The sequence below is a fragment of the Pseudomonas sp. GL_117 genome (assembly GCF_057835125.1).
This window is the reverse complement of sequence record NZ_CM174418.1, coordinates 222,624-247,556: the sequence shown is the minus strand read 5'-3', so window position 1 is coordinate 247,556 and position 24,933 is coordinate 222,624. Positions and strand designations below refer to the sequence as shown.

23 protein-coding genes are annotated in these 24,933 nt (G+C 63.3%); 7 read left to right on the top strand and 16 right to left on the bottom strand.

Annotation, left to right across the window (positions count from 1 at the left end; all coding sequences use genetic code 11):
* Positions 1–63 precede the first annotated feature (63 nt).
* Genes AC3ISR_RS01120 through AC3ISR_RS01105 form a run of 4 tightly spaced genes read left to right on the top strand, consistent with a single transcriptional unit; the run spans position 64 to position 3,291 of the window.
* Positions 64–879: a MetQ/NlpA family ABC transporter substrate-binding protein gene (locus AC3ISR_RS01120; RefSeq protein ID WP_489324555.1), complete on the top strand. Its 816-nt coding sequence runs from the start codon at positions 64–66 to the stop codon at positions 877–879.
* Complete coding sequence (locus AC3ISR_RS01115; protein WP_489324554.1) at positions 876–1,991, top strand: methionine ABC transporter ATP-binding protein; 1,116 nt, start codon at positions 876–878, stop codon at positions 1,989–1,991. The genes AC3ISR_RS01120 and AC3ISR_RS01115 overlap by 4 nt, the downstream gene beginning before the upstream one ends.
* Complete coding sequence (locus AC3ISR_RS01110) at positions 1,981–2,625, top strand: methionine ABC transporter permease (protein WP_017736886.1); 645 nt, start codon at positions 1,981–1,983, stop codon at positions 2,623–2,625. Before AC3ISR_RS01115 ends, AC3ISR_RS01110 begins: the two co-directional genes overlap by 11 nt.
* Before the next feature lie 39 nt (positions 2,626–2,664).
* Complete coding sequence (locus tag AC3ISR_RS01105) at positions 2,665–3,291, top strand: class I SAM-dependent methyltransferase (protein ID WP_226456700.1); 627 nt, start codon at positions 2,665–2,667, stop codon at positions 3,289–3,291.
* A gap of 93 nt (positions 3,292–3,384) precedes the next feature.
* Here AC3ISR_RS01105 and AC3ISR_RS01100 read toward each other — a convergent pair whose 3' ends face one another.
* The 4 genes from AC3ISR_RS01100 to AC3ISR_RS01085 all read right to left on the bottom strand — a co-directional run bounded on the left by AC3ISR_RS01100 (position 3,385) and on the right by AC3ISR_RS01085 (position 10,962).
* On the bottom strand, positions 3,385–5,559 hold the full coding sequence (locus tag AC3ISR_RS01100) for a glycoside hydrolase (RefSeq protein ID WP_489324553.1): 2,175 nt from the start codon (positions 5,557–5,559) through the stop codon (positions 3,385–3,387).
* Positions 5,560–5,756: 197 nt separating this feature from the next.
* Positions 5,757–8,816 carry an efflux RND transporter permease subunit gene (locus AC3ISR_RS01095; RefSeq protein ID WP_192298492.1) on the bottom strand — a complete coding sequence of 1,020 codons (3,060 nt, stop codon included), beginning with the start codon at positions 8,814–8,816 and terminating at the stop codon, positions 5,757–5,759.
* On the bottom strand, positions 8,813–9,883 hold the full coding sequence (locus AC3ISR_RS01090; protein WP_489324552.1) for an efflux RND transporter periplasmic adaptor subunit: 1,071 nt from the start codon (positions 9,881–9,883) through the stop codon (positions 8,813–8,815). Before AC3ISR_RS01090 ends, AC3ISR_RS01095 begins: the two co-directional genes overlap by 4 nt.
* Positions 9,880–10,962, bottom strand: coding sequence for an efflux RND transporter periplasmic adaptor subunit (locus tag AC3ISR_RS01085; RefSeq protein ID WP_489324551.1), 1,083 nt, complete (start codon positions 10,960–10,962; stop codon positions 9,880–9,882). The genes AC3ISR_RS01090 and AC3ISR_RS01085 overlap by 4 nt, the downstream gene beginning before the upstream one ends.
* 217 nt (positions 10,963–11,179) lie before the next feature.
* Between AC3ISR_RS01085 and AC3ISR_RS01080 the strand changes: the two genes are divergently transcribed.
* Complete coding sequence (locus tag AC3ISR_RS01080) at positions 11,180–12,340, top strand: AAA family ATPase (RefSeq protein WP_192298495.1); 1,161 nt, start codon at positions 11,180–11,182, stop codon at positions 12,338–12,340.
* A gap of 134 nt (positions 12,341–12,474) precedes the next feature.
* Here the strand turns inward: AC3ISR_RS01080 and AC3ISR_RS01075 are convergent, their stop codons facing one another.
* From AC3ISR_RS01075 to AC3ISR_RS01025, 11 genes are all read right to left on the bottom strand, one after another.
* Positions 12,475–13,329: a transporter substrate-binding domain-containing protein gene (locus tag AC3ISR_RS01075; RefSeq protein ID WP_192298496.1), complete on the bottom strand. Its 855-nt coding sequence runs from the start codon at positions 13,327–13,329 to the stop codon at positions 12,475–12,477.
* A complete protein-coding gene (locus AC3ISR_RS01070) occupies positions 13,326–14,102 on the bottom strand; it encodes an amino acid ABC transporter ATP-binding protein (protein ID WP_192298497.1) in 777 nt (258 codons plus the stop codon). Before AC3ISR_RS01070 ends, AC3ISR_RS01075 begins: the two co-directional genes overlap by 4 nt.
* The gene (locus AC3ISR_RS01065) at positions 14,099–14,758 is read right to left on the bottom strand and encodes an amino acid ABC transporter permease (RefSeq protein WP_192298498.1); all 660 of its coding nucleotides are present in this window, start codon (positions 14,756–14,758) and stop codon (positions 14,099–14,101) included. Before AC3ISR_RS01065 ends, AC3ISR_RS01070 begins: the two co-directional genes overlap by 4 nt.
* Entirely contained in the window at positions 14,739–15,404 is a 666-nt protein-coding gene (locus AC3ISR_RS01060; protein ID WP_065941074.1) for an amino acid ABC transporter permease, read from the bottom strand. The genes AC3ISR_RS01065 and AC3ISR_RS01060 overlap by 20 nt, the downstream gene beginning before the upstream one ends.
* A 286-nt stretch (positions 15,405–15,690) precedes the next feature.
* Positions 15,691–16,473, bottom strand: coding sequence for a MetQ/NlpA family ABC transporter substrate-binding protein (locus tag AC3ISR_RS01055; RefSeq protein ID WP_192298499.1), 783 nt, complete (start codon positions 16,471–16,473; stop codon positions 15,691–15,693).
* 144 nt (positions 16,474–16,617) lie between these two features.
* Entirely contained in the window at positions 16,618–17,538 is a 921-nt protein-coding gene (locus AC3ISR_RS01050; protein WP_192298500.1) for a sigma 54-interacting transcriptional regulator, read from the bottom strand.
* A 49-nt stretch (positions 17,539–17,587) separates the two neighbouring features.
* Positions 17,588–18,169, bottom strand: coding sequence for an alpha/beta hydrolase (locus tag AC3ISR_RS01045; RefSeq protein WP_192298501.1), 582 nt, complete (start codon positions 18,167–18,169; stop codon positions 17,588–17,590).
* 316 nt (positions 18,170–18,485) lie between these two features.
* Positions 18,486–18,887, bottom strand: coding sequence for an ExbD/TolR family protein (locus AC3ISR_RS01040; protein ID WP_124526239.1), 402 nt, complete (start codon positions 18,885–18,887; stop codon positions 18,486–18,488).
* Between the two features lies 1 nt (position 18,888).
* Complete coding sequence (locus tag AC3ISR_RS01035) at positions 18,889–19,611, bottom strand: MotA/TolQ/ExbB proton channel family protein (RefSeq protein ID WP_192298605.1); 723 nt, start codon at positions 19,609–19,611, stop codon at positions 18,889–18,891.
* A 51-nt stretch (positions 19,612–19,662) separates the two neighbouring features.
* On the bottom strand, positions 19,663–20,475 hold the full coding sequence (locus tag AC3ISR_RS01030) for an energy transducer TonB (protein ID WP_192298502.1): 813 nt from the start codon (positions 20,473–20,475) through the stop codon (positions 19,663–19,665).
* 240 nt (positions 20,476–20,715) lie between these two features.
* The gene (locus AC3ISR_RS01025; RefSeq protein WP_192298503.1) at positions 20,716–21,567 is read right to left on the bottom strand and encodes a LysR family transcriptional regulator; all 852 of its coding nucleotides are present in this window, start codon (positions 21,565–21,567) and stop codon (positions 20,716–20,718) included.
* A gap of 108 nt (positions 21,568–21,675) precedes the next feature.
* Here AC3ISR_RS01025 and AC3ISR_RS01020 point away from each other — a divergent pair, with 108 nt between their 5' ends.
* Positions 21,676–22,845: a CynX/NimT family MFS transporter gene (locus AC3ISR_RS01020; protein ID WP_192298504.1), complete on the top strand. Its 1,170-nt coding sequence runs from the start codon at positions 21,676–21,678 to the stop codon at positions 22,843–22,845.
* Positions 22,846–22,943: 98 nt separating this feature from the next.
* Positions 22,944–23,879: a LysR family transcriptional regulator gene (locus tag AC3ISR_RS01015; RefSeq protein ID WP_226456689.1), complete on the top strand. Its 936-nt coding sequence runs from the start codon at positions 22,944–22,946 to the stop codon at positions 23,877–23,879.
* Here the strand turns inward: AC3ISR_RS01015 and AC3ISR_RS01010 are convergent.
* On the bottom strand, positions 23,770–24,864 hold the full coding sequence (locus AC3ISR_RS01010; protein WP_489324550.1) for a fatty acid desaturase: 1,095 nt from the start codon (positions 24,862–24,864) through the stop codon (positions 23,770–23,772). The genes AC3ISR_RS01015 and AC3ISR_RS01010 overlap by 110 nt on opposite strands.
* Positions 24,865–24,933 lie beyond the last annotated feature (69 nt).

Here is a 24,933-nt window from a genome sequence, read left to right as displayed (position 1 = left end):
AAGCCCGCTCCCACATTTGGATCTCCATTGTTTGTACCAATACCTTATGACTGGACAATCATTATGAAAAAAACCCTGCTCGCCCACCCAGTCAAAGCACTGGCCCTGGCCCTCGGCCTGTTCAGCTCGGCGGTGTTCGCCAACGACGCACCGCTGAAAGTCGGCACCACCGCCGCCTTCGCCATCCCGCTGGAAGCCGCCGTCGCCGAAGCCGGCAAGCAAGGCCTGAAAGTCGAGCTGGTGGAGTTCACCGACTGGATCGCGCCCAACGTCAGCCTGGCCGCCGGTGACATCGACGTGAACTACTTCCAGCACATCCCGTTCCTGGAAAACGCCAAGGCCGCCGCCGGTTTTGACCTGGTGCCGTACGCGCCGGGGATCATCAACAACGTCGGCCTGTACTCGAAGCAATTCAAAAGCATCAATGACCTGCCCCAGGGCGCCAGCGTGGCCATCGCCAACGACCCGATCAACAGCGGCCGCGGCCTGCAATTGCTGGCCAAGGCGGGCTTGATCACCCTCAAGCCGGGCGTGGGCTACAAGGCCACCGAAGAAGACATCGTCAGCAACCCGAAAAAGCTCAAGATCCTGCAAGTCGAGGCGGTGCAACTGGTGCGCGCGTATGACGATGCCGACCTGGTGCAGGGCTACCCGGCGTACATCCGCCTGTCCAAGACCTTCGATGCCGAGTCGGCGCTGCTGTTCGACGGCCTCGACCACCCGGAATACGTGATCCAGTTCGTCACCCAGCCCAAGGGCACGAGCGACCCACGGGTGATCAAGTTCGTCGACATCTACCAGCACTCGCCGGTGGTGCGCGCCGCGTTGGATAAATCCCTGGGCAAGCTCTACCAGGTCGGTTGGGAAGCCAAGAAATGACCGCCGCCCACTCTCGACTGCGCGACCCGGGCACACCGCCCAGGGACGCCGAGCAGACCGAACTGCACCCGGCGCTGAACCGTGCCCATGTGCGCTTCATCAACCTGGGCAAGAGCTATGACGGCAAGGTGCATGCCTTACAGGGTATCGACCTGGCGATCCAGCGCGGGGAAGTGTTCGGCATCATCGGCCGCAGCGGCGCGGGCAAGTCCTCGCTGATCCGCACCATCAACCGCCTGGAGCAACCCAGCAGCGGGCGGGTGCTGATCGATCAGGTGGACATCGGCGACTTCGACGAAGATCGCCTGGTGGCGCTGCGTCGGCGCATCGGCATGATCTTCCAGCACTTCAATTTGATGTCGGCCAAGACCGTGTGGCAGAACGTCGAATTGCCGCTCAAAGTCGCCGGTGTGCCCAAGCCCCAACGCGAACAGAAGGTGCGCGAGCTGCTGGAGTTGGTGGGTTTGCAGGACAAACACAAGGCTTACCCGGCGCAGCTCTCCGGCGGGCAGAAACAGCGGGTGGGCATCGCCCGTTCGCTGGTGCACGACCCCGAGATCCTGCTGTGCGACGAAGCCACTTCGGCCCTCGACCCGGAGACCACCCAGTCGATCCTCGGCCTGCTGCGCGAGATCAATCAGCGCCTGGGCCTGACCATCGTATTGATCACCCACGAGATGGCGGTGATCCGCGAGATCTGCGACCGCGTGGTGGTGCTGGAACACGGGCATATCGTCGAGCAAGGCCCGGTGTGGCAGGTGTTCGGCGACCCGCAGCATGAGGTCAGCAAGACGCTGCTGGCGCCGCTGCAACACGGGCTGCCGCCAGAGCTGCAAGAGCGGCTGCAGGCCTCGCCGGCGTCGGCCGCGGCGGCCGTGGTGCTGCGTTTGCAATTCACCGGCAGCGACACCGACGAGCCGGACCTGGCGGCACTGTTCGCTGCCCTCGGCGGGCGCGTGCGCCTGCTGCAAGGCGGCGTGGAGCGCATCCAGGGCCACGCGCTCGGGCAATTGTTGCTGGCGGTGAATGGCGCGCCCCACAGCGCCGACGAATTGCGCAACCGCGCCGCGAACTGGGCGCAACAGGTGGAGGTGCTGGGCTATGTGGTTTGATCGTTTGTTGCAGGGTGCCATCGACACCTTGCTGATGGTCGGTGTGTCGTCGTTGATCGCGCTGCTGGTGGGGATTCCGCTGGCGGTGTTCCTGGTCACCAGCGACAAGGGCGGCATCTACCAGGCGCCAGCGCTGAACCGTGTGCTGGGGGCGTTCGTCAATCTGTTCCGCTCGATTCCGTTCCTGATCCTGATGGTGGCGCTGATCCCGTTCACCCGGCTGATCGTCGGCACCACTTACGGCGTGTGGGCGGCGGTCGTACCGCTGACCATCGCCGCCACGCCGTTTTTTGCGCGGATTGCCGAGGTGAGCCTGCGTGAGGTCGATCACGGCTTGATCGAAGCCGCACAGGCCATGGGCTGCCGCCGCTGGCACATCATCTGGCACGTGCTGTTGCCGGAAGCCCTGCCGGGGATTGTCGGCGGCTTTACCATTACCTTGGTGACGATGATCAATTCGTCGGCCATGGCCGGTGCAATTGGCGCAGGAGGCTTGGGTGACATTGCCTACCGCTACGGCTACCAGCGCTTTGACACGCAGATCATGCTCACGGTGATTGTGTTGCTGGTGGTGCTGGTGGCGTTCATTCAGTTGGGTGGCGATCGGTTGGCGCGGGTGCTCAACAAGCGGTGAGGTATAGTCGGGGCATTCCAGTGCCCGGTATTACCCGCCATGACGCTCAAGCCCGACGACCTCGACCAGATCACCTCCACCACCCTCGGCCACTACAACAAGGTGGCCGAGGACTTCCGCGAAGGCACCCGCGACCACGATGTGAGCCAGAACATCGATGCGCTGCTGCGGCATATCCAGGGTACGCCGCCGTTTACCGTGCTGGATTTCGGCTGCGGGCCGGGGCGCGACTTGCAGACTTTTACGCGCATGGGGCATATCGCCGTGGGCCTGGATGGCTCCGAGCGGTTCGCGCAGATGGCGCGCCAGGACAGTGGCTGCGAGGTGTTGCAGCAGGACTTTCTCAAGCTGGCGCTGCCGGCCGGACGCTTTGACGGGATTTTCGCCAATGCGGTGCTGTTCCATATTCCCAAGCAGGAACTGCCGCGTGTGCTCAAGCAGCTGCATGGGGCGTTGAAGCCGGGGGGCGTGTTGTTCAGCTCCAACCCGCGCGGGGATAACCAGGAAGGTTGGAATGGTCCGCGGTATGGGTCTTATCACGATCTTGAGGCGTGGCAGGCATTGCTGGCTGAGGCCGGGTTTGTGGAGTTGGAACATTACTACCGGCCGGCGGGGCTGCCCCGAGAGCAGCAGCCCTGGTTGGCCAGTGTGTGGCGCAGGCTTTAGGGGCGTCTGGTCTGGCGCCTTCGCGGGCAAGCCCGCTCCCACATTTGACCGAGTTCCAATGTGGGCTTGCCCGCGAAGTTCTCAAAGCCACCGCTAATCGACCTGATACACCACCGGTTTCTCACCCACCACTAACACCGTAACACTGCTCGCGGCATAACCCTCTCTCGGGACCGCCGCAAAATTCGCCACCAACCGCGTGCCATCCGCAAAGGTGGTCTCCTGCACCTGCCGATCGTCCGTCAGCCAGCGGAACCCGGTCATCGCCTGGGTCGCCAAGCGCTGGTGCAGCGGCCGGAAAAACCGGTCCTGGCGCTGAATCAGCGGCAGCCGCTGCTCAACCGTCGACGCACTCAGGTGATACAGCGGCGGCACGTTGTAGAGCAGTTGCGTCAGCTCGTTCGCCACCTGCACATTGCTCAGTTTCAGGCTGTCGAACAGCCAGTGGTGCGTGGTGATCACCGAGCCATGGAACACCGCCTGATACAGCGGCAAGCGCATGCCCGGCTCGAAATGCACGGTGCGAAACGGTTCCTTGAGCGGCACCGGCTTGAAGAACACCGTCGGTTGCTCCGGCGGGAACCAATTGCCGACGTAATAGGGCGACTGCTTGTCCTGGGTCATCGCTTGATCACCCCAGCCAATCACCGGCGTTTGCATGCCATGGGCAAACAGGATGCCCTGGGCCGTGATCGCATTGCCGTCTTCGGAACCCGTGGGCAACTTGAGCGTGGTGTTCAGCCAGCGCGAAGCATCGATGTTGCCAGCGGCATTTTGCGCCTGGGTCATGGGCGTGCCGTTGCGATAGCTGTCGAAAACCATGCCGGTGGCGTAGGCATCAAGAAACCAGGCGTTGAAACCGGCCTTGGCCTGCACGGCTTGCGCCCGTGCTTCGAGCAGGGGGCGCACGCAGCGCGGGTCGGTGTAGTGGCCGGATTGCTGGAAGCCGGCCTTGAGCTTGCCGTTCTTCAACACGATCGCGCAGTCGCGGTAGGCCTGGCGGCCCAGGTGGGCGGTGGTCCAGTCCGGGTTTTCGCTGGCGGACAACGCGGTTTCATAGGAGTCGTACGGCGCCATCAGAAACCCGGCGTCGACCCCGGCGCGGATCGCTTCCGGGTGCCAGAGGCCGCCTTCCCAACCGTCGCCCAGGGTCAGCAACAAGCGCGTAAGACCCGCATCGCGCAGCGCTTGAACCGTCTGGCTGCCCCAGCGTTCAGGACGCTCGCTCAACGCCCCGGCAAACGCCACCGCCAGCTCATTGCGCAGCTGGCCATAACGCGAGGCGAGGCGGGTCATATCCGGTTCATCCACCTGCCAACTCTGGCGGGCTTTGGTGTTGATGGCGGCGTTGAGGCCGCGCAACAGCACGGTCTGTTCATAGCGGTTCAACACACGGGTTTGCGCGAGAATCTGCGCGGCTTCCTTGTCCAGCAACCCCTTGAGTTCGTGCCCGCGCAGCCGCTGGATCAGCAGCGGCCAGTCGCGCACATCCTCCGGCGCCAGCAGGTCATTGCCCCACAGGTAGACGTGACTGGCGCCCAGCAGCTTCTCGGCCTCGGGGGTTTGCCGCAGCTTGTCCGCCAGCGGCTCGTAACGGCCCTGCTCCACCAGCCATTGGCGATAACGCTTGGCGCCGGCCAGCGGATCGGCATCGCCCAGGTGCAACACCAAGGTCATCGGCTCGGTGGGGTCCAGCGCGGTGAATTCGTGGGCCACCGACAACGCCAGCGCGTCTTTCCAGCTCAGGCGGTTGTTGTAAGGATTGGTCAACAGCCAGTTCAAGGTGAAGGCACCGTGGTCCATGCCCCACAAGGGCAGGCTGAGGTCCTGGGTGGTGTTGAGGTCGCCCTGTTCCACCAGAAAGGCTCTCCAGACGGCATTGTCGACGGGCACGTAATGCCCTTCGGCCAACGGCCAGATCAGGCCCTTGCCGAGGGCGCTGGCGGGTTGTCGAAGGATCGTTAATTCACCCGGTTCGCGTGCGGTGATGGCAAGCATCAGGTCGCGTTGCGCAAGGCTGGCCGTGACGCGAAAGGCTCCCCACTGCCAACTGGCTTGCTGGGCGCTCTGCGCGAGATCGCTGACCGCGCGCGCGGCAACGCCGCTAGAGGCCTGTACCGGCGCCTGGCCGCTGGGCGTGGCACGGATGGCGAGGGTCGCGGGGTCGAGTTCGATACGCCATAGCGGGTTTTCGAGGACGGTGCTGGCAAGGGCCAGCGGGGAGATGAGGAATGTGCAGAGCAGCAAAAGGTGACGATGCCAGTTCATTTTCTTCGACCGTTTGAGGTGAAGGTCGAGAGGGTAGAACACTGCACAGCCTCAAACGACCGCAGTCAATATTTCAGGAGGTTTCCCACAAGCCAAAAGGCATGTGGAGATCCAAATGTGGGAGCGGGCTTGCCCGCGAAGGCGGTGGGTCAGTCAGCACACTTTTAACTGACAGACCGCTCCCACATTTTTTGACCTTATTCGGCCTGTTGCTCCTGTTTCGGCTCGCGGATCTTGTACCAGGCCACGTACAGCGCCGGCAGGAACAACAGGGTCAACAACGTGGCAATGATGATCCCGCCAATCATCGCGTAGGCCATCGGCCCCCAGAACACTTCGCGGGCGATGGGGATCATGCCCAGGCTCGCCGCCGCCGCCGTCAGCAGGATCGGTCGACGCCGATGTTCGGTGGCCTCCACCACCGCATCCCACGGGGTAAAACCCGCCTGCTCATATTCATCGATCTGCGTCACCAGGATCACCGAGTTGCGGATGATGATGCCGATCAGCGCGAGGATGCCGAGGATCGCCACAAACCCCATCGGCGTGCCCGTGGGGATCAGCGCCAACACCACGCCGATCAGCCCCAGCGGCGCGACGCTCGCCACCAGGAACATCTTCTGCACGCTGTGCAACTGGATCATCAGGAACGTCGCCATCAGGAACAACATCAACGGCACCACGCTGGCAATCGGGCCTTGGGCCTTGCCGCTTTCTTCCACGGTGCCGCCGGTGGCGACCTTGTAGCCCACCGGCAAACCGGCGCTGAATTTTTCGATGGTCGGCGCCAGCTGTTTGACCAAGTCGGTGGGCTGCATCTCATCGCGCACCGAGGCCTTGATGGTGATGGTCGGCTTGCGGTCGCGGCGCCACACCAGCGGTTGCTCCAGCTCATAGCGCACGGTGGCGAACGCCAAAAGCGGGATCGAGGTGCCGTTGGGCGTGACGATCTGCAGGTTCTGCAAGGTTTCCGGCGTACCGCGCTCGGCGTCTTCGGCGCGACCGACCACATTGATCAGGTAGATGTCGTCGTGCACCTGGGTCACGGATGCGCCACTGACCACGCTGTTCATCAGTTGCGCGACGTCTTCCGAAGAAAACCCCAACTGCCGCGCCTTGTCCTGGGCGATGTCCACCCGCAGCACTTTGCCCGGCTCGTTCCAGTCGTAAATGATCTCGCCCAGGTGCGTATTTTTGTCCAGTAAGGTCGCCAGCTCGATCGCGTGTTTGCGCACCTGGTCAGTGTCTTTGCCCGACACCCGATACTGAATCGGCCGCCCCACCGGCGGGCCCATTTCCAGCGGCTGCACAAAGCTGCCGATACCGACGAAATCGTCGCGCAGGCGCTTTTGCAGACGCGCGATCAGGGCGCCGCGCTCTTCCAGGCCTTTGCTCACGATCACCAACTGCGCGTAGTAGGGGTTCTCCAGTTGCTGGTCCAGCGGCAGGTAGAAACGGATCGCGCCCTGGCCGATATAGGTGCTCCAGCGGGCAATGTCCGGGTCGTCCTTGATGATCGCCTCAAGACGGTCCACGGCGCGGCGCGTCTCATTGATCGAGGCGTTTTGCGGCAGGTTGAGGTCCACCAGGATCTCCGGGCGGTCCGACGACGGAAAGAACTGGTTCTGCACAAACTGCATGGAAAACACCGACGCCACGAACAACGCCACGGTGATGCCGATAGCCCACCAGCGGTTGCGCATGGCCCACAGCATGCCGCCGTTGAACGCCCGGCCAATCCGCCCCGGCTCGGCATCGTGGGGTTTCACTTTGGCGCTGAGGATATGCACGCCAATCACCGGCGCAAACAGCACCGCCACCACCCAGGACACCAGCATCGCCACGGCAATCACCGCGAACAGGGTGAAGGTGTACTCGCCCGCCGAGCTGGCGTTGAGGCCGATCGGCACAAAGCCGGCGACCGTCACCAAGGTGCCGGTGAGCATCGGAAACGCCGTCGACGTGTAGGCGTAAGTCGCCGCCTGTTCCTTGGTTTCGCCTTTTTCCAGGCGCGTGATCATCATCTCCACGGTGATCATCGCGTCGTCCACCAACAGCCCGAGGGCGATGATCAACGCGCCCAACGACACACGCTGCATGGTGATGCCGCTGTATTCCATGAACACGAACACCAGCGCCAGCACCAACGGAATCGAGCACGCCACCACCAGCCCGGCGCGCAGGCCGAGGCTGATAAAACTCACCACCAGCACGATGATCACCGCTTCGAACAACGCGCTGGTGAAGCCGCCGACAGCCTCCTCCACCACTTCGGCCTGGTCAGACACCTTGTGCACGCCGACGCCCACCGGCAGGTCGGCGGTCAGCTCATCCATGCGCCCGTGCAGGGCCGCGCCGAACGCCTGGATATTGCCGCCCTTCTGCATGGCGATGGCCAGGCCGATTGCCGGTTGGCCGTTGAACCGGAACAGCGGCCGCGCCGGGTCGACGTAGCCACGGCTGATCTCGGCGATGTCCGCCAGCCGGTAAAAACGATCGTTGAGCCGCAGATTGACGTCGGCCAGGTCCTTCTCCGAGGCGAACTGCCCCGAAGTGCGCACGGAAATCCGCTCCGGCCCGGCCTCGATCACCCCGGCCGGGGTCACGGCGTTCTGCGATTGCAGGCTCTGCACCACCTGGCGCTGATCGATGCCCAGCGCGGCGAGTTTGCGCGTGGAGAAGTTCAGGTAAATCACTTCATCCTGCTGGCCGATCATCTCGACCTTGCCCAACCCCGGCACCGAACGGATCTCGGCGCGCACCTGCTCGACGTAGTCGCGCAACTGGCGCATCGACAGGCCGTCGCCGGTAAACGCGTAGACCGAGCCGAACACATCACCGAACTCGTCGTTGAACGACGGCCCCTGCAAACCTTGGGGAAAGGTGCCGCGGATGTCGTCGATCTTCTTGCGCACCTGGTACCAGATTTCCGGGATGGCCTTGGCGCTGGTGGTGTCCTTCAAGAAGACGAACACCGTGGACTCGCCCGGCCGCGTATAGCTTTTCACGTAGTCGAGGGAGTCCAGTTCCTCGAGTTTTTTCTCGATGCGGTCGGTGACCTGCTTGAGGGTTTCTTCCTGGGTCGCGCCCGGCCAGCGGGTCTGGATCACCATGGTCTTGATGGTGAAGGAAGGGTCTTCCTCGCGGCCCAGGTTCATGTAGGAGAACACGCCCATCAGCAGCGCGACGAACATCAGGTACCAGACGAAGGACTGATGCTTGAGCGCCCAGTCGGATAAGTTGAAGCTGCCTTTCATCGCGGGCTGTCCTCGTCGATTTTGACTTTCTGCCCGGGTTTCAGGCTGTTCACGCCGGCGGTGACGATACGTTCACCGGGCTGTACGCCGCCGCTGAGCACGGCGCTGCTGGCGTCACGGCTGATGACGCTGACCTCACGCGGCTGCACGGTCTGGTTCTGGGTGTCGAGCAGCCAGATGCGGCTCTTGCCGTCGACTTGCTGCAAGGCGCTCAGGGGCAGTTCGATACGCGGCGCGATGGCGCTGCTCAAGGTCACGCTGATCGCTGTGCCGAGGCGGAACGCGGGCGGCGTCTCGGCCAGGCTCAGGCGCGCGCGACGGGTGCGGGTGGCGCTTTGGGCCTGGGGTTCGATCTCGCGCACGATGGCGGTGGTGTTGACGCTCGGGTCCAGTTGCCCGGCAACCAGGAACACCACGTCATGGGGCAGCCGCTCGGCGAGGCCTGCGGGCAGGTCGATCACCGCTTCCTTGATGTCCGGGCGCGCCAGGGTCACCACTTGCTGGCCGGCGCTGACCACCTGGCCGGCCTCGGCGCTCCAGGCGGTGACGATGCCACCGTGGTCGGTGCGCAACTCGGCGTAGTTGAGCTGGTCCTTGGCCTGGTTGACGGCGGCCTGGGCTTGATCGAGGGAGGCCTGGGTGGTTTTCAGGTCGGTCTGGGCGATGTCCAGCTGAGCCTGGGCGCCGACGCCACGGTTGAACAGTTCCTGCTGGCGCCGCGCGTTGGCCTGGGCATTGATGTATTGCGCCTGCACGCGCGCCAGGTCGCCTTGGGCGGCGCGCAGTTGGTTTTGCTGGTCGGTGGGGTCGAGGACCGCGAGCAAGGCGCCCTTCTCCACCTCTGCGCCGACATCCACGGCACGCCGGGCAATACGGCCGGGCACGCGGAACCCCAGGTTGCTTTCATAGCGGGCCTGGATAGTGCCGGCGAAGCGGCCGAGGGTTTCCTGGTCTTCGGCTTTCACTTCCATGGACAGCACCGGGCGCACGGGCTCAGGCGCGGGTTCCTGCTTGGAGCACGCTGCCAGCAACAGGCTGGCGGCGAGTATGGCCGTCAGGTGCTTCATGGCTGGGCTCCTTGTTGGGCGATCTCGACGAGCATGCCGGGGTGCAGCAGTTGCCCACCGGCCACCACGACTTTTTCGCCGCCCTTGAGGCCGTCGCCGATGATGACTTTGCCGGTGAGATACCGCGCCACGCTGACCTTGTGCAACTGCGCCTTGCCGTCGCCGTCGACCAACCAAACAGCCGGTTCGTTGAGGTCTTTGGTCAGGGCTGACCAGGGCAACTCGATGCTGGGCCTGGCCGGGCCACTGGCGGTGGCGCTGACCACCGAGCCGAGTTGCATGCCCTTGGGCAGCGCCTCCAGGGCAATCTTCACCTGAACGGTGCCGGTGTTGGCGGCCACGGCCGGGGTGACTTCGCGGACTTTGCCTTGGGCCTTGATGCTGGGGTTTTCCAACAGGCTGACAGTGATCGGCGCATCCGGCGGCGGCTCCATCAGCAGCGATTCATACACGTTGAACACCGCATCGCGTTCGCCGTCGCGGGCCAGGCTGAAGATCGGCACGGTGGCCTGCACCACTTGGCCGACTTCGGCCTGACGCGCAGTAATCACGCCCGGCGCCTCAGCGATCAACGCGGTGTAGCCCAGTTGTTCGCGGGCGTTGGCCAATTGGGCTTGCGCGGCGGCCAGGGCGCTTTGGCTGCTGCGCAGCGCGGCCTGGGCGGCGTCGTATTCGCTGCGGCTGGTGTAGCCCTTGGGCAGCAGCTTTTCCTGGCGCACAAAGGCGGCGGCCGTCTGCTTGACCCGCGCCTGCTCGGCCACGACCTGGGCCTGGGCGGAATCAACGTTGGTCTGCAAATCCTTGGGATCGAGCTTGGCCAGCACCTGCTTGGCGCTGACGCGGTCACCCACGTCGACCATGCGCTGGATGATTTTGCCGCCGACGCGGAACGACAGGTCGGTCTGCACACGGGCCTGGATGTCCCCGGTGAGCGTGACCGCCGCGGCGAAATCCGTTGGCTGCACAGTGTGCACAAACACCCGCGAATGCTGTTTGGGCTCGGCTTTTTCCTGGCCACAACCACCGAGCAATGTCAGCAAACCCAGTCCGATAATACAGGTGCAAATACGACCGCCCATGCAGGCTCCTTTGCGTGACGCGATAGGTCAGATGTGTATGCGACTGTGAGCTTAGTTCAGCGTTCCCCCCGTGCATGGAATCTGTGTAGCGAGCGGGTGGCGCAGCCGGCCCAACCCAGGCAACTCGGTATTTCTTATACACTGCGGTGTCTCGATTGGGGCGGCTGCGCCACCCGGCGCGGGCAAGCCCGCTCAACCCGCACCCGGTAGGTGACCGATGCTCAAGACCCTCGCGGTGGCCAATTACCGCTCGATCAATAAATTGGTGGTGCCCCTCGCCCGCTTGAACCTGGTGACCGGCCCCAATGGCAGCGGCAAGTCCAACTTGTACCGCGCCCTGCGCCTGCTGGCAGAAACCGCCCAGGGCGGAGTGATCAATGCGCTGGCCCGTGAGGGCGGGCTGGATTCGACCTTCTGGGCCGGGCCGGAAACCCTCAGCCGCCGCATGAAAAGCGGCGAGGTGCCGGTTGAGTCCACGGTGCGCCAAGGCGTCAAACGCCTGCGCCTGGGCTTTGCCGGCGAAGATTTCAGCTACGCCATCTCCCTCGGCCTGCCGGAAAAGACCCTGTCGTTTTTCGCCCTTGATCCGCAAGTGAAGAAAGAATGCATCTGGGCCGGCCCCATCTACCGCCCGGCCAGCCTGCTGGTGCAGCGTTCCGGGCCGATGGTACGCGCCCGCGACGGTCGCCAATGGGACGTGCTGGCCCAGCACACCCCGAACTACCACAGCCTGTTCGATCAGGTCGGCAGCCTGCGCGGCTCGCCGGAGGTGTTGCTGCTGCGCGAAAACATTCGCGGCTGGCGCTTTTATGATCACTTTCGCAGCGACGCCGACGCGCCGGTGCGCCAACCGCAACTGGGCACCCGCACGCCGGTGTTGCACCATGACGGGCGCGACCTGGCGGCGGCGTTGCAGACCATTCGCGAGATAGGCGACCCAGAGGCGTTGCAGCAGGCGGTCAGCGACGCCTTCCCCGGTGCGCGCCTGAATATCCAACCGTTGCAGGGCGGGCGCTTTGCGATCGAGTTCTATCAGGAAGGCTTGCTGCGGCCATTGTCGGCGGCGGAGCTGTCGGACGGCACCTTGCGTTACCTGCTGCTGATCGCGGCGCTGCTGACTCCACGGCCGCCAACCATGATGGTGCTGAACGAGCCCGAGACCAGCTTGCACCCGGACCTGCTGCCGGCGTTGGCGCGCTTGATTATCCAGGCGTCCGAGCACTGCCAGGTGTGGGTGGTGTCCCATGCCAGCCGGTTGATTGCGGCGTTGCAGCAGGATGCGGGGTGCAATTCGATTGTGTTGGAGAAGGTGTTGGGGGAGACGCGGATTGTCGGGCAGGGGATGTTGGATGCGCCGGCTTGGCATTGGCCGGAGTAAGTTGTGACTGGGAGGGCCTCTTCGCGAGCAAGCCCGCTCCCACATTTGACCGAGTTCTTCCTTTGGAATGCGGGAAAATGTGGGAGCGGGCTTGCTCGCGAAAGCGGTAGTTCAGTCACCACAAAAGCAAAGGATCAACCCTGCCACTTGCCCCCTTCAACAATCACGCTCTCAGGCTTGGTGTCATCGCTCAGCTCTTTACGCACATATTGGTCATACAGCTTGAGCAGGAACTTCTCCTCACCCAACTTCGCCAACTCGGCATTCACCCAGTCACGCAGCTCAACGTTGCCCTTCTTCACCGCCGGCGCAATCGGCGCTTCATCGCCGAGCTTCTCTTCCAGCACGCGGTAACCCGGGTTCTGCTTGGCCCAGCTGAACAGCACCAGGTTGTCTTGCGCATAAGCGTCACCACGACCCGCCGACAACGCTTGCAGCGACTCGGAGTTTTTCTCGAACTTGAGCAGTTTCCAGTCCGGGTGGTTCTTGGTCAGCCAGATGTCGGCGGTGGTGCCGGTGGTCACGATGGTGGTGCGGGTCGCCAGGTCATCCAGGCTTTTCACCGCGCTGTCGTTGGGCACCAGGGCCTGTACCGCGACTTTCAGGTTGGGGTTGGTGAAGTCCACCGCTTCCTTGCGCTCCGGCGTCACGGTCATGTTGGCGAGGATCAGGTCGACCTTGTCGCTTTGCAGGAACGGAATGCGGCTGGCCGGCTCGACCGCGACGAATTCCACCTTGTTTTCATCGCCCAGCAGATCCTTGGCGAATTGGCGGCCGATGTCGGTATCGAAGCCAACGTAGCGCCCGGCTTCGTTGACGAAGCCGAACGGCGGCTTGTCGGTGAACACGCCGACGATCAGCTTGTCGCGCGCCTTGATCTTGTCGATGTAGCTCGTGGCAGCGGCGACGGGTTTGGCCGGCTCTTCGGCCTTTTTATCGCAGCCGGCCAGTACGGCGACGGCCAACAGTGGCAGCAGTAGTTTTTTCATAGCAGCTCCAGTTCCTTGGTTTTCTTGGGCAGTGTTGAGACAAAGGAGAACTTCTCCAGGAACTGCTGCGCGCGTGCGGTTTGCGGGTTCGTAAAGAATTCTTCGGGGGTGTTGTGTTCGAGGATGCGCCCGGCCTCCATAAACACCACGCGGTCGGCGACGGCGCGGGCGAAGGCCATTTCGTGGGTGACGATCAGCAGGGTCATGCCATCGCGGGCCAGGCCCTGGATCACTTCCAACACTTCCTTGACCATTTCCGGGTCGAGGGCAGCGGTGACTTCGTCAAACAGCATGACTTGCGGGTTCATGCACAACGAACGGACGATGGCGATGCGTTGCTGCTGGCCGCCGGAGAGCTGGCGCGGGAAGGCGTCGCGCTTGTCGGCCAGGCCGACGCGTTCGAGGAGTTTTTCGGCTTGCTCGCGGGCTTCGCGGGGGTCACGTTTTTGCACTTTCAGCGGGCCGAGCAGGATGTTGTCGAGCACGCTCATATGCGGGAACAGGTGGTAACTCTGGAACACCATGCCGATGTCCTGGCGCACCTGGCGCCAGTCGGTGCTTGTGTCCAACAGCTCGTTGCCGGCAAAACGCAGGCTACCGCTGTGGGCCACTTCCAGCCCGTTCAGGCAGCGCAGCAAGGTGCTTTTGCCGCAGCCGCTGGGGCCGAGGATCACCACTACTTCGCCGCTGCGCACACGCAAGTCGATGCCCTTGAGCACCTGCGTTTCGCCGAAGAATTTGTTGAAACCCTGAAACTCGATCAATGCGCTCATGCTTGGGCCCAGCGCCGTTCCAGCACCTTGGAGGCGGCCGACAACGGGTAGCAGATAAAGAAGAAAAACAGGAACAGCACGCCGTAAATCAACACGGATTCGTAGGTGCGTTCGATGATTTGCTGACCGACCTTGATCACGTCCACCACGCCGATCAGCACCGCCAGGGAGCTGGTCTTGATGATGCGCGTGTAGACGTTGATGGTCGGCGGCGTCATGCGCTTGAGCGCCTGGGGCAGCAGCACGTAGCCGTACAGCTGCGGACCGGACAGGCCAATCGACAAGCCCGCCTCTCGCTGGCCACGGGGCAGCGAATGCAACGCGCCGCGCACCACTTCGCCGACTTCACTGGCCCCCCACAACGACAGCACCAGCACCGCACACCAGAAGCTCGGAATGCTCAGGCCGAAGAAAATCGGCAGGCCGAAAAACAGCAGGTACAGCCACACCAGCACCGGGATCGCGCGAAACAGCTCCAGGTACACCCGCAACACCGCGTTGAGCAGGCGGTTGTTCAAGCTGCGCAACACGCCATACACCACGCCGCCGACGGTGCTGAAGGCGATGCTCAAGAAGGAAATCGACAGGGTTTGCGCAGCGCCCTTGCCCAGTTGCGGCAACGACACCCACAGCAACTCAAGACCCGAACTGGCCATGCTGGAGCCTCCTTTCCAGGCGGCTGAGCAGCAGCGACAGCGGCAAGAACAGCAACACGCAGATCAGCGTCAGCACGGCGAGCATCTCGTAGGTCTTGTAGTAGAGCGCGATGTAGCTTTTGGTGGTGTAGAGAATCTCCGGCACCGCCACGGCAGACACCACGGTGGTCTCCTTGAGCAGGAAGATGAAATTGGCGAACAGCGCCGGCAGGCTGAGAATGCCGGCCTGGGGCAGGATCACGTGGCGCAGCAGTTGCCAGTCGGACAGGCCGATGGACTTGCCCGACTCGATCTGCGCCAGCGGCACCGCTTCCACCCCGGCGCGCAGTACTTCGGTGAGGTAGGCGCCGCCGAGGAACGTCATGGTGATGATCGCCGCCCAGAACCCGGAGATATTCAAGCCCAGGGCCGGCAGCGCGAAGTAGACGAAAAACAGTTGGATCAGCAGCGGCGTGTTGCGCGCCAGCTCCACGTACAGCGCCACCAGGCGCGACAGGTAGGGCGTGCGAAACACCAGCAGCGCAGCGTTGATCAGCGCCACCAGCAGCGAGGTGGCAATGGCGATCAGGCCGACTTGCAGCGTCACCCCGACGGCGTTGAGAAACGCCGGCAGGGTGCTGAGGATAAACGCGAAATCGAAGGTCATCGGAAGTCCAAAACGCCACAGGGGTAATGCGGCGTGCGCGGTTCGAGCCGGCGTGGGTAACGCCGGGTAGCGCAGACTTTAAAGGTATAAAAAAGAAATTTTAAATACCCAAATAGCATATTCATATCACGCAAAAAGCTAACCCTTGCAAACCTACACAAATCTCCTGTGGGAGCTGGCTTGCCTGCTCCCACAGGTTTGATTGCATTCCAAATTTCAGGCAATAAAAAACGCCGACGCTGTAGGAGCCGTCGGCGTTGAAACCTTGAAGGGGTTTTGGGCTACATCAGAACGCAGGCACTACCGCGCCGTTGTACTTCTTCTCGATGAAAGCTTTGACTTCCGGGCTGGTCAGGGCCTTGGAGAGCTTCTGGATCGCGTCGCTGTCCTTGTTGTCCGGGCGAGCCACCAGGAAGTTCACGTACGGCGACTTGGCGTCTTCGATGATCAGCGCGTCCTTGGCCGGGTTCAGACCCGCTTCCAGGGCGTAGTTGGTGTTGATCAGGTCCAGGTCAACCTGGTCCAGCACACGTGGCAGCAGGGCCGATTCCAGCTCCTTGAATTTCAGGTGCTTGGGGTTGTCCTTGATGTCTTTTGGCGTGGACAAGGCATTGGTCGGGTCTTTCAGGGTGATCACGCCGGCTTTCTGCAGCAGCAACAGGGCGCGGCCGCTGTTGGAGCCTTCGTTCGGGATGGCCACGGTGGCGCCATCTTTGAGCTCGGAAATATTTTTGATCTTTTTCGAATAACCGCCGAAGGGTTCAACGTGCACACCAACCACGGTGACCAGGTTGGTGCCCTTGCCCTTGTTGAAGTTTTCCAGGTACGGCAGGGTCTGGAAGTAGTTGGCGTCCAGGCGCTTCTCGGCGACCTGTACGTTGGGTTGTACGTAGTCAGTGAAGACTTTGATTTCCAGGTCCACGCCTTCTTTGGCCAGGGTTGGCTTGACCAGTTCGAGGATCTCGGCGTGCGGGATCGGGGTGGCAGCAACCACCAGCTTCTCGTTGGCCTGGGCGAAGCTTGCAGTCAGGGCAGCCGTCAGTGCGGTAAACAACAGAACCTTTTTCATGCAGTGTCCTTAATTCCGGGGCGTCGGTGACGGCCGCTTGTTATGTGGTGTGCCAGCGATGTGCTATCGCGGCGTGAAGCGGACAATACCTAGATTTTTTATTCCCGAACAATATCTTTTATTCACGTTGATATTCCATTTTGTTCATGTAGCTGCTTTTTGAGATAGAAAGTTGCGCAAGCTTTCCCGTTCAGCGGCGCTGGCGTTATTGAAAATCCGCTGCACCTGCTCAAGGGGCGAACCGGCCACGGGCAGATTCAAATGCTCGGGCAAGATCTCGTCGCCACTGCTTACCAGCAAGGCAAAGTGAATGACGTTTTCCAGCTCGCGGGTATTGCCCGGCCAACTGTGTTGTTCCAGCACCTGCTGGGCCGCATCGCTGATCAGCGGCACCGGCAGGTCCAGGCGCTGACTGTAGATGCCGAGAAAATATTCGGCCAGGGACAGGATGTCGCCAACCCGCTCGCGCAGTGCTGGCAACTCCAGCTGGCCTTCGCTCAGGTAATGGAACAGGCGCTCATTGAACTTGCCCGCCGCCACGGCCTGGGCCAGGTCGATGCTGGTGGCGGCAACCAGGCGCACATCCACCGGGCTTGGCTGATGGGCGCCGACGCGGGTGACTTCGTGGTTTTCCAGGGCGGCGAGCAATTTGACCTGGATCGGCAGCGGCAAGTCGCCGATCTCGTCCAGGTACAAGGTGCCGCCGTTGGCCGAACCGAACCAGCCGGCCCGGCTGCTGGCCGCGCCGCTGTGGGCACCGGCGGCGTAGCCGAACAGCTCGGCGTCGGCGTAGGTCGGGCTGATCGCACCGCAGTTGACCGACACAAACAAGCCGCCGCGATCGCTGCCACGGTGGATATGCCGCGCCAGCAACTCTTTACCGCTGCCGGTCTCGCCGCGAATCAACACCGGCAGGGCGCGGGGCGCGAGGCTTTCGAGGTCTTCGCGCAACTGGCGCGAGCGTGGGTCGACAAACACCAGCGCCTTGGCGCGGATGCTCAACGGGCTTTTATCGGCGTCGGGAAAGGTCAGCAATGGCTGGCCGTAGGTTTCATGCAGACTCATGGCAGGCTCCCGCCCCAGATCCACTCAGGGACGGGGCGTTGAAAAGTGTTCAGGCACTGCGCCGGGCGTGGTGCTCGAGGCGGCTTTGCAGGCGATAGAGGTAGGCGAAGCCCTGTTCCCAGCGCTGGTGGCCGGACTTCACGTTGATATGCCCGGCACCCGCGAGGATGCCGGCTTCGGCGCCCCAGTGACGCGCCAGCTCCAGGGCCCGCGGGGCGCTGACGGCGGCGTCGTTGTCGGAGCTGACCACTTGGCTCGGAAACGGCAGCAGGTCAGTGGGAATCGGTGCGAAATTACGCAAGGCAGGCGAGCAGGCAGGCCGTTCGACATCGGCCGGGGCCACCAGCAAGGCACCCCGCACCTGGCGCAAGAACTGCACCGGGGCAGTCGCAGCCCAATGCGCCACGGTGATGCACCCCAGGCTATGGGCGATCAGGATCACCGGCGTGCTGTCGGCGGCGATGGCCTCGGCCAGCGCGGCCACCCAGTCTTCACGGCGCGGGGTCAGCCAGTCGGCCTGTTCCACGCGTGCACTGTTGGGCAGGCTGTTCTGCCAATGACTTTGCCAATGATCTTCTGGCGATCCTTGCCAGCCCGGCACGATCAGATAACGAATCGACTCGCTGTGCATGGGTGTGCCCTCCTGCAGCGTTTAACGTTGTAGGACAGTATAGGGACGAGGTTTATATTCGTTAAGGAATAAGAAGCTATTTATTAATAACCAAAAACTTAAACCCAATAAAGATCCAAATGTGGGAGCGGGCTTGCTCGCGAATGCGGTGGGTCAGCGATGAAGATGCCGACTGGTACACCGCATTCGCGAGCAAGCCCGCTCCCACAGGGGCCCTCATTCCAGGCTGGCGTTTGTGTTGCTGGTTAAATTCCAGGCAAAAAAAAGGCCGCACCCTGCCAAGGAGACGGCCAAAAACTTGTCGAGGCTTTTGCAATCAACGGGCGGTAATCACCGACAACTTGGTAATGCCCGCACGTTCGATCGACGCCATGGCTCGCGCCACTTCGCCGTAGTTCACACCATCGTCAGCCTGCAGTTGCACCCGCACATCGGGGTCCTTGGCTTTCGCCGCCTGCAGGTTGAATTCCAGCAGGTCCGGCTGGATTTCGTCCTTGTTGATAAACACTTTGCCGGCGCCGTCGATGCTCACCACCAGCGGGTCCTTCTGCTCCACCGGGGCCACGGCCTCGGTCTTGGGCAGGTTGATCGGGATCGCGTTGGTCAACAGCGGCGCGGTGACGATAAACACCACCAGCAGCACCAGCATCACGTCCACCAGCGGCGTGACGTTGATCTCGCTCAGTACCTCATCACTGTCTTGCGTGGAGAAGGCCATCTCAGGACGCCTCCTTCACTTTCTGCGGGTTGCCGGCCGCGGTTTTGTTCAGGGTCGGGTGCAGCAGCACGCGGAACGAATTTTTCTGCGCCAGGCTGTAGAAGTCGTGGGCAAAGTCGTCGAGGTCCGCAGCCGTCAGCTTGAGACGGCGCAGGAAGTAGTTGTAGACCAGCACCGCCGGTACGGCGACGGCGATACCTACACCCGTGGCCACCAGTGCGGCACCAATCGGGCCGGCCACGGTTTCGAGGCTGGCGGAACCGGCGGCACTGATGCCCTTGAGCGCTTCCATGATGCCCCACACGGTGCCGAACAGGCCGATGAACGGCGAGGTGCTGCCGATACTGGCGACCACGGCCAGGCCGGTCTCCAGGGAACGGCGTTCACGCACGATCTGTTGGCGCAGGGCGCGTTCGAGGCGGTCCTGGTGGTTGATGGCCTGGCTCAGGTCGGCAGCGTGTGGCGTCTCGCCCACCTGGATCGCGGCGTAACCGGCCTGGGCCACACGGGCTGCGGCGCCGGGTTGGGTTTCTGCCAGCTCGGCGGCCGAGTCGAGGCTCGACGCCGCCCAGAACTGTTTATGGAACTTGCGATCCTGCGCCTTGAGGCGACCGAACTGCACGCCCTTGAGCAGGGCCAGGCCCCAGGTGGCGACCGAAAAAACCACCAGCAGCCAGATCACCGCGCTTTCGATGGATTCAAGTGGAGATGCTAATGCCATGATGTCTTCCCTCTGTGCAGGTCGCGGCGTGTGCAACACACCGCAGCCGAATAGTTAGTGAATCTTGAAATCGATCGGGACGCTGACCCAGCCGTTCTGGGCGACGTCGCCCTGCTTGGCCGGTACGAAGCTCCAACGCTTCACCGCAGCCAGCGCGGCGTCGTCGAGTTGCTGGCGACCGCTGCTCTTCTGGATCTGGATCTCACCCGGCTTGCCACTGGCCAGCACCTGCACCCGCAGCAACACCGTGCCTTCCCAGCCACGGCGCTGGGCCAGTGACGGGTATTCGGGCGCCGGGTTCTTCAAATACGCGGCGTTGGCCGAAGCGGGCGTTACCGGCGCCGGTGCCGGTGGCGCGGGCGGTGCGGGCGGTGCCGGGGTCGGGGGTGCGGGCGGCGGCTCGACCGGTTTGGGGGCGGGCTCAGGCTTGGGCACCGGCTTCGGCACGGGCTTGGGTTTTGGAATCGGCTTTTTCGGCGCCGGCTTGGCGGCCAACTCATCCACCACGGGCGGCGGTGGCTCAACCACGGGCGGCGGCGGTGGTGGCGGCACAGGCGGTGGCGGTTCGACCACCGGCGGCGCCGGCTGGGAAAATTCGATGGTCATCGGCGGAATTTCCGGCGGCACGATCGGCAGCACCGGTGTCGGCTTCTGCGCCACCCAGTAGATCACCGCAGCGTGCAGGGCCAGCACCAGCAAACCCAGCAGAATGCCTTCGCGACGGCTGGAGAAACGCTTGGGGGTTTGCTGCGTGCGCAGTTGCCCCAGCGGCGCGCGATGCGGCCGGCCAAGGTCGACCAACTCACCACCCGGTGCCTGGCGCCATTGCGCCTCGTGTGCACTGGCGGCGGTCTGGACATTGCCCATGGATTCACTCCCTACGGTTTTCAAACAAAAAACCGACGGGCCTGCGTTGGAAGGCCGTCGAGGACTGAATCATCGGGGCCAGACGCTTATCTCTTAAAGTAATCTTTAAAGTTATACATAGACCGAAACTGCATAACCGAGCCGGACTGAAACGCCAAACCCACGTCGTTCGTGGCCTGGCGCCGAGGCGTGTTTTTTCAATGCTTTACAGGCATACAAAATATTCAGCAAAGGCATGGCTCAACACGGGCTGTTTGCACATAAATCGAACAACTCGCTCTGTAGACACTGCCCCGCCGCCCCCAGGCCGCTGCGCGCATACAACGCCAGGCGCACGCCCTGCACCACCGGCAGGCCGCTGTCCTCACCGAGGATCTGGTGCCCGGCCTGCACCACCCGTACCGGCAGCAAGCTGATACCCAAGCCCGCCGCCACCGCCGCACACACACCTGCCAGGCTGGCGCTGGAATAGCCGATGCGCCAGCGCCAGCCGCCGACTTCCAGGTGTTGCAGCATCTCGTTGCGGTACAGCCCGCCCACCGGGAACGCCACCAGCGGCAGCGGCTCGCGGTCCAGGCACGGCATGCTGCGGCTGTCGACCCAGCACAATGGCTCCGGCCACGAGGCCAGGCAGTCATCGCTGTCGCCCATCTGCTTGACCAGCAGCACGTCGAACTCACCACTGCGGTATTGGCGCTGCAACTCGGGGCCCAGGCCACTGGTGACTTCCAGGCGCACCCGTGGATACGCCCCGACAAACGCCGAGAGCAGCGGCAGCAGGCGCTCGGAGGCGAAATCTTCCGGCACGCCCAGGCGCAGCACGCCGTCGCTTTGCTGGTTGATCAGCACGTCGGCGGCCTCTTCATGCAGCGCCAGGATGCGCCGCGCGTAGGCCAGCAAGCGCTCACCCTCGGTGGTGGCGACCACGCGGCGCTGATCGCGGTCGAGCAACTGGCAACCGGCGACGTCCTCCAGGCGGCGGATCTGCTGGCTTACGGTGGATTGGGTCAGGTGCAGGCGCTCGGCGGCGCGGGTGAAGTTGCCGCAGTCCACTACGGCAACAAAGCTGCGTAACAACACGGGATCGAACATGGCGCTCACCATTCAACTTGCCACTGATTGGCATGGTTATATTTAATTTCAGAATACCTGCGGCGCTGCCCATACTCACGCCTCATTTACCTGCCGCAAGGGCGCCGCATGACCCTCAATAAATCCTTCGCCGGCTGGGGCCTGCTGATCGTGTTGGGCCTCAACCTGCGGCCGATCCTCAGTTCCATCAGCCCGTTGCTCGGCGAAATCCGCCTGGCCACCGGCCTGAGTTTTCAGAGCAGCGCCCTGCTCACCAGCCTGCCGGTGATTTGCATGGGCCTGGTCGCACTGGTCGGCGTGCGCGTCGAGGCGCAACTGGGCGAGCGGCGCGGCATCGCGTTGGGCCTGATGATGATTCTGCTGGCGTGCCTGGCGCGCTGGCTGATGGGCCAGGGCGCGGCGCTGCTGGTGACGGCGCTGTTGGGGGGTGCGGGCGTGGCGCTGATCCAGGCGTTGGTGCCGGCGATGATCAAGCGCGAATTCCAGCACCGCGTGCCGGTGGCGATGGGCGTGTATTCGGCCTCGTTGATGGCCGGCGGCGGTTTGGCGGCGCTGCTCAGCCCGCTGGTGGCCACGCAGTTCGGCGCTTGGCAGGCAGGGCTCGGCGTGTGGCTGCTGCCCGCGCTGGCGGCGTTGTTGCTGTGGGCCTGTTTGCCCCTCGGTGCGGCGAAAAGCGCCAGGCAGATACCGGCGTTCAAGGGCCTGCGCAACCGCCGCGCCTGGCTGCTGGCGTTGTATTTCGGCTTGGTCAATTGCGGCTACATGAGCCTGGTGGCGTGGCTGCCGGCGTTCTATCAGCAACTGGGTTGGGGCGTACTGCCCAGCGGTTCGTTGCTGGCGTTCATGACCATCTTCCAGGTGCTCGCCGCGCTGTTGATGCCGGTGCTGGCGCAACGCGGCATCGACCGGCGGCCGTTGCTCGGCATCAGCCTGCTGGCGCAGACCATCGGGTACCTGGGGCTGATCATGGCCCCGCTGCAATTTCCCCATGTGTGGGTGGCGCTGTGCGGCTTCGGCCTGGGCGCGTGTTTTGCCCTGAGCCTGCTGCTGACCCTCGACCATCACCGCGACCCGCGCCAAGCCGGGCAACTGGCGGCCTTCGTGCAGGGCGTGGGCTTCCTGATCAACGCGGTGTCGCCGTGGATGACCGGCTGGCTGCGCGAACTGAGCGGCAATTTTGTCAGCGCCTGGGTGGTGCTGACCGTCACCGCCGTGGCAATGCTGGTGGTGACACGAGTGTTCAGCCCGGCCACCTACCGCACGGCAGCCGCTCTATAGATATGCATTTAAGATCTAGATAAAACAAACATGCTTCATTGACGGAATAAGCAAGCCCCTTAAAATCCCGGTTCCCCCTCTTGGACGCCGGGCGCCCCATGGATCTTCGCCAACTGCGCTACTTCATCGCGCTCAACGAGCACCGCAGTTTCGTGCGTGCCGCCGACGCCATGGGCATCACGCAACCGGCGTTCAGCCGCAGCATCCAGGGCCTGGAGCAGGAGTTCGGCTGCGTGCTGGTGGACCGCGCCCACAAGGAGCTGCGCCCCACCCCCGAAGGCCAGGTGGTGCTGCAACATGCCCTGAGCCTGGTGCAAGGCGCGGCGTTGCTCAGCCACGAAGTCACGCGCATGACCAAGCTCGACGCCGGTGAAGTACGTTTTGGCAGTGATGGGGCGGCGGCGGTCAATCTGGTGCCCCAGGCCCTCGCGCGGTTTATCACCACCTACCCCAAGGTGCGCAGCGCGTTGCAGGTGGATAACTGGGAAAAACTCGGGCGTAGCCTGAGCCGCGAAGAGATCGAGTTTTTTATCGCCGATGTGCGCCACTTCGAGGCCGACCCGAACTTCCAGACCCGGGCCCTGACACCCCGGCGCAGTGTGTTTTTCTGCCGTGCCGGGCACCCGTTGCTGGCCAAGGACAGCCTGTCCACCAACGACCTGTTCGGCTACCCGCTGGCCACGCCGCTGATCGCGCCGGGCATTCGCAAACTGCTGGCCAACCTCAGCGGGCGTATCGACTTTGTGCCCGCCATCGAGCTTGAGCAGTTCTCGACACTGGCGAGCATCGTGCGCCAGTCCGATGCGATTGGCCTGGGCGCCGAAGAAGCCTTCGTCGAAGCGTTCGCCAGCGGCGCGTTGCAGGTACTGCACTGGCGCAACCTGCCCCACGCCCTCGACAGCCTGAGCAACCGCTGCGGCGTGATCAGCCGCGCTGGGGTGCGCTTGTCGCCTGCGGCGAAGGCGTTGATCGAGACGCTGCAGGCGGTGGAAAGCCAAGCCGATTGGCCCGCGCAAACGTCCCGAAATCATTGAAGCGTACGCCCATCTGCGCCATGACCTGATGCGCGACCCTGGCGGTCAGTTGGCGGATGTAGAACGGCTCCTTGACCACAAAATGGTGGATGCCGTGGGTGCTGCCGAAGTTGAAGCAGAACGCCTGCAGCGGCCACAGCCACCACGGGTTCAGCACCTGGGTCTGCTGGATCACGTTGCCCGGCTCCACATCGCCGTAGTAGTGCATGTTGGAGCTGACAAAGTGCAGGCAAAAGGTGCGCAGCACGTTGGGGCCGATGATCACCACGGCGGCGATGTCGATCACGTGCATCATCTGCAAGGTGCCGGCCGACCACTCGATGGGCGCCCCCAGCAGGCTGGCGACGCCATTGGCCGCGTGAAAGCCGAGGAACACATACCACGCGCCCCAATGCAGCAGCGCCAGCGGTGCGTAGACCAGCAGCGCACGCTTGAGGATGCTGAGTTTGTGCTTCCAGGTTTTGGCCCGCAGCATTCGGATAAACGCCGACATGACGTTGTCACCGACCATCAACAGCCGCGCCAGCCCCCAGGGTTCACCGTTGGTGATGGCGCGCTCCTCCATGTCGGCCTCGGTGCCGGAGACCTTGTGGTGGTTCAGATGCAGATGACGGCGGACCCACGGGTTGATCGTGCTCGGCCGCGCCAGCCAGACCAGGCCCATCATCAGGTTGTGGGGGATGCGCTGCTTGCGAAAGTACATGCTGTGGATCAGGTCGTGTTCCAGCTCGTGGGTCAGCGAGGCGAGAAACGCATTGATCAGCAGGCACGCCCACCAAGCCATGTGACCGCTGATGTAGAGCGCCGCCGAGCCGAGCATGCCGAGCAACGCAAAGGCCAGGATGCCGGCGCCCAGGGCGTCCTGATGCAGCAGCCAGGGGTGCTGCTGGCGCAGGCGCACGCCTTCGGCCAGCACCACGTCACGGATATGCGCCGCACGCTGTTGTGCGTTCATCTGTTGGGGACTTGCAGAAGTACCGTCCATGCTTCCATCCTCTGGTTATCGATGGATGCATCCTGGCCCATGCGGTCCCCCAGGGCATCAGCTCCACAC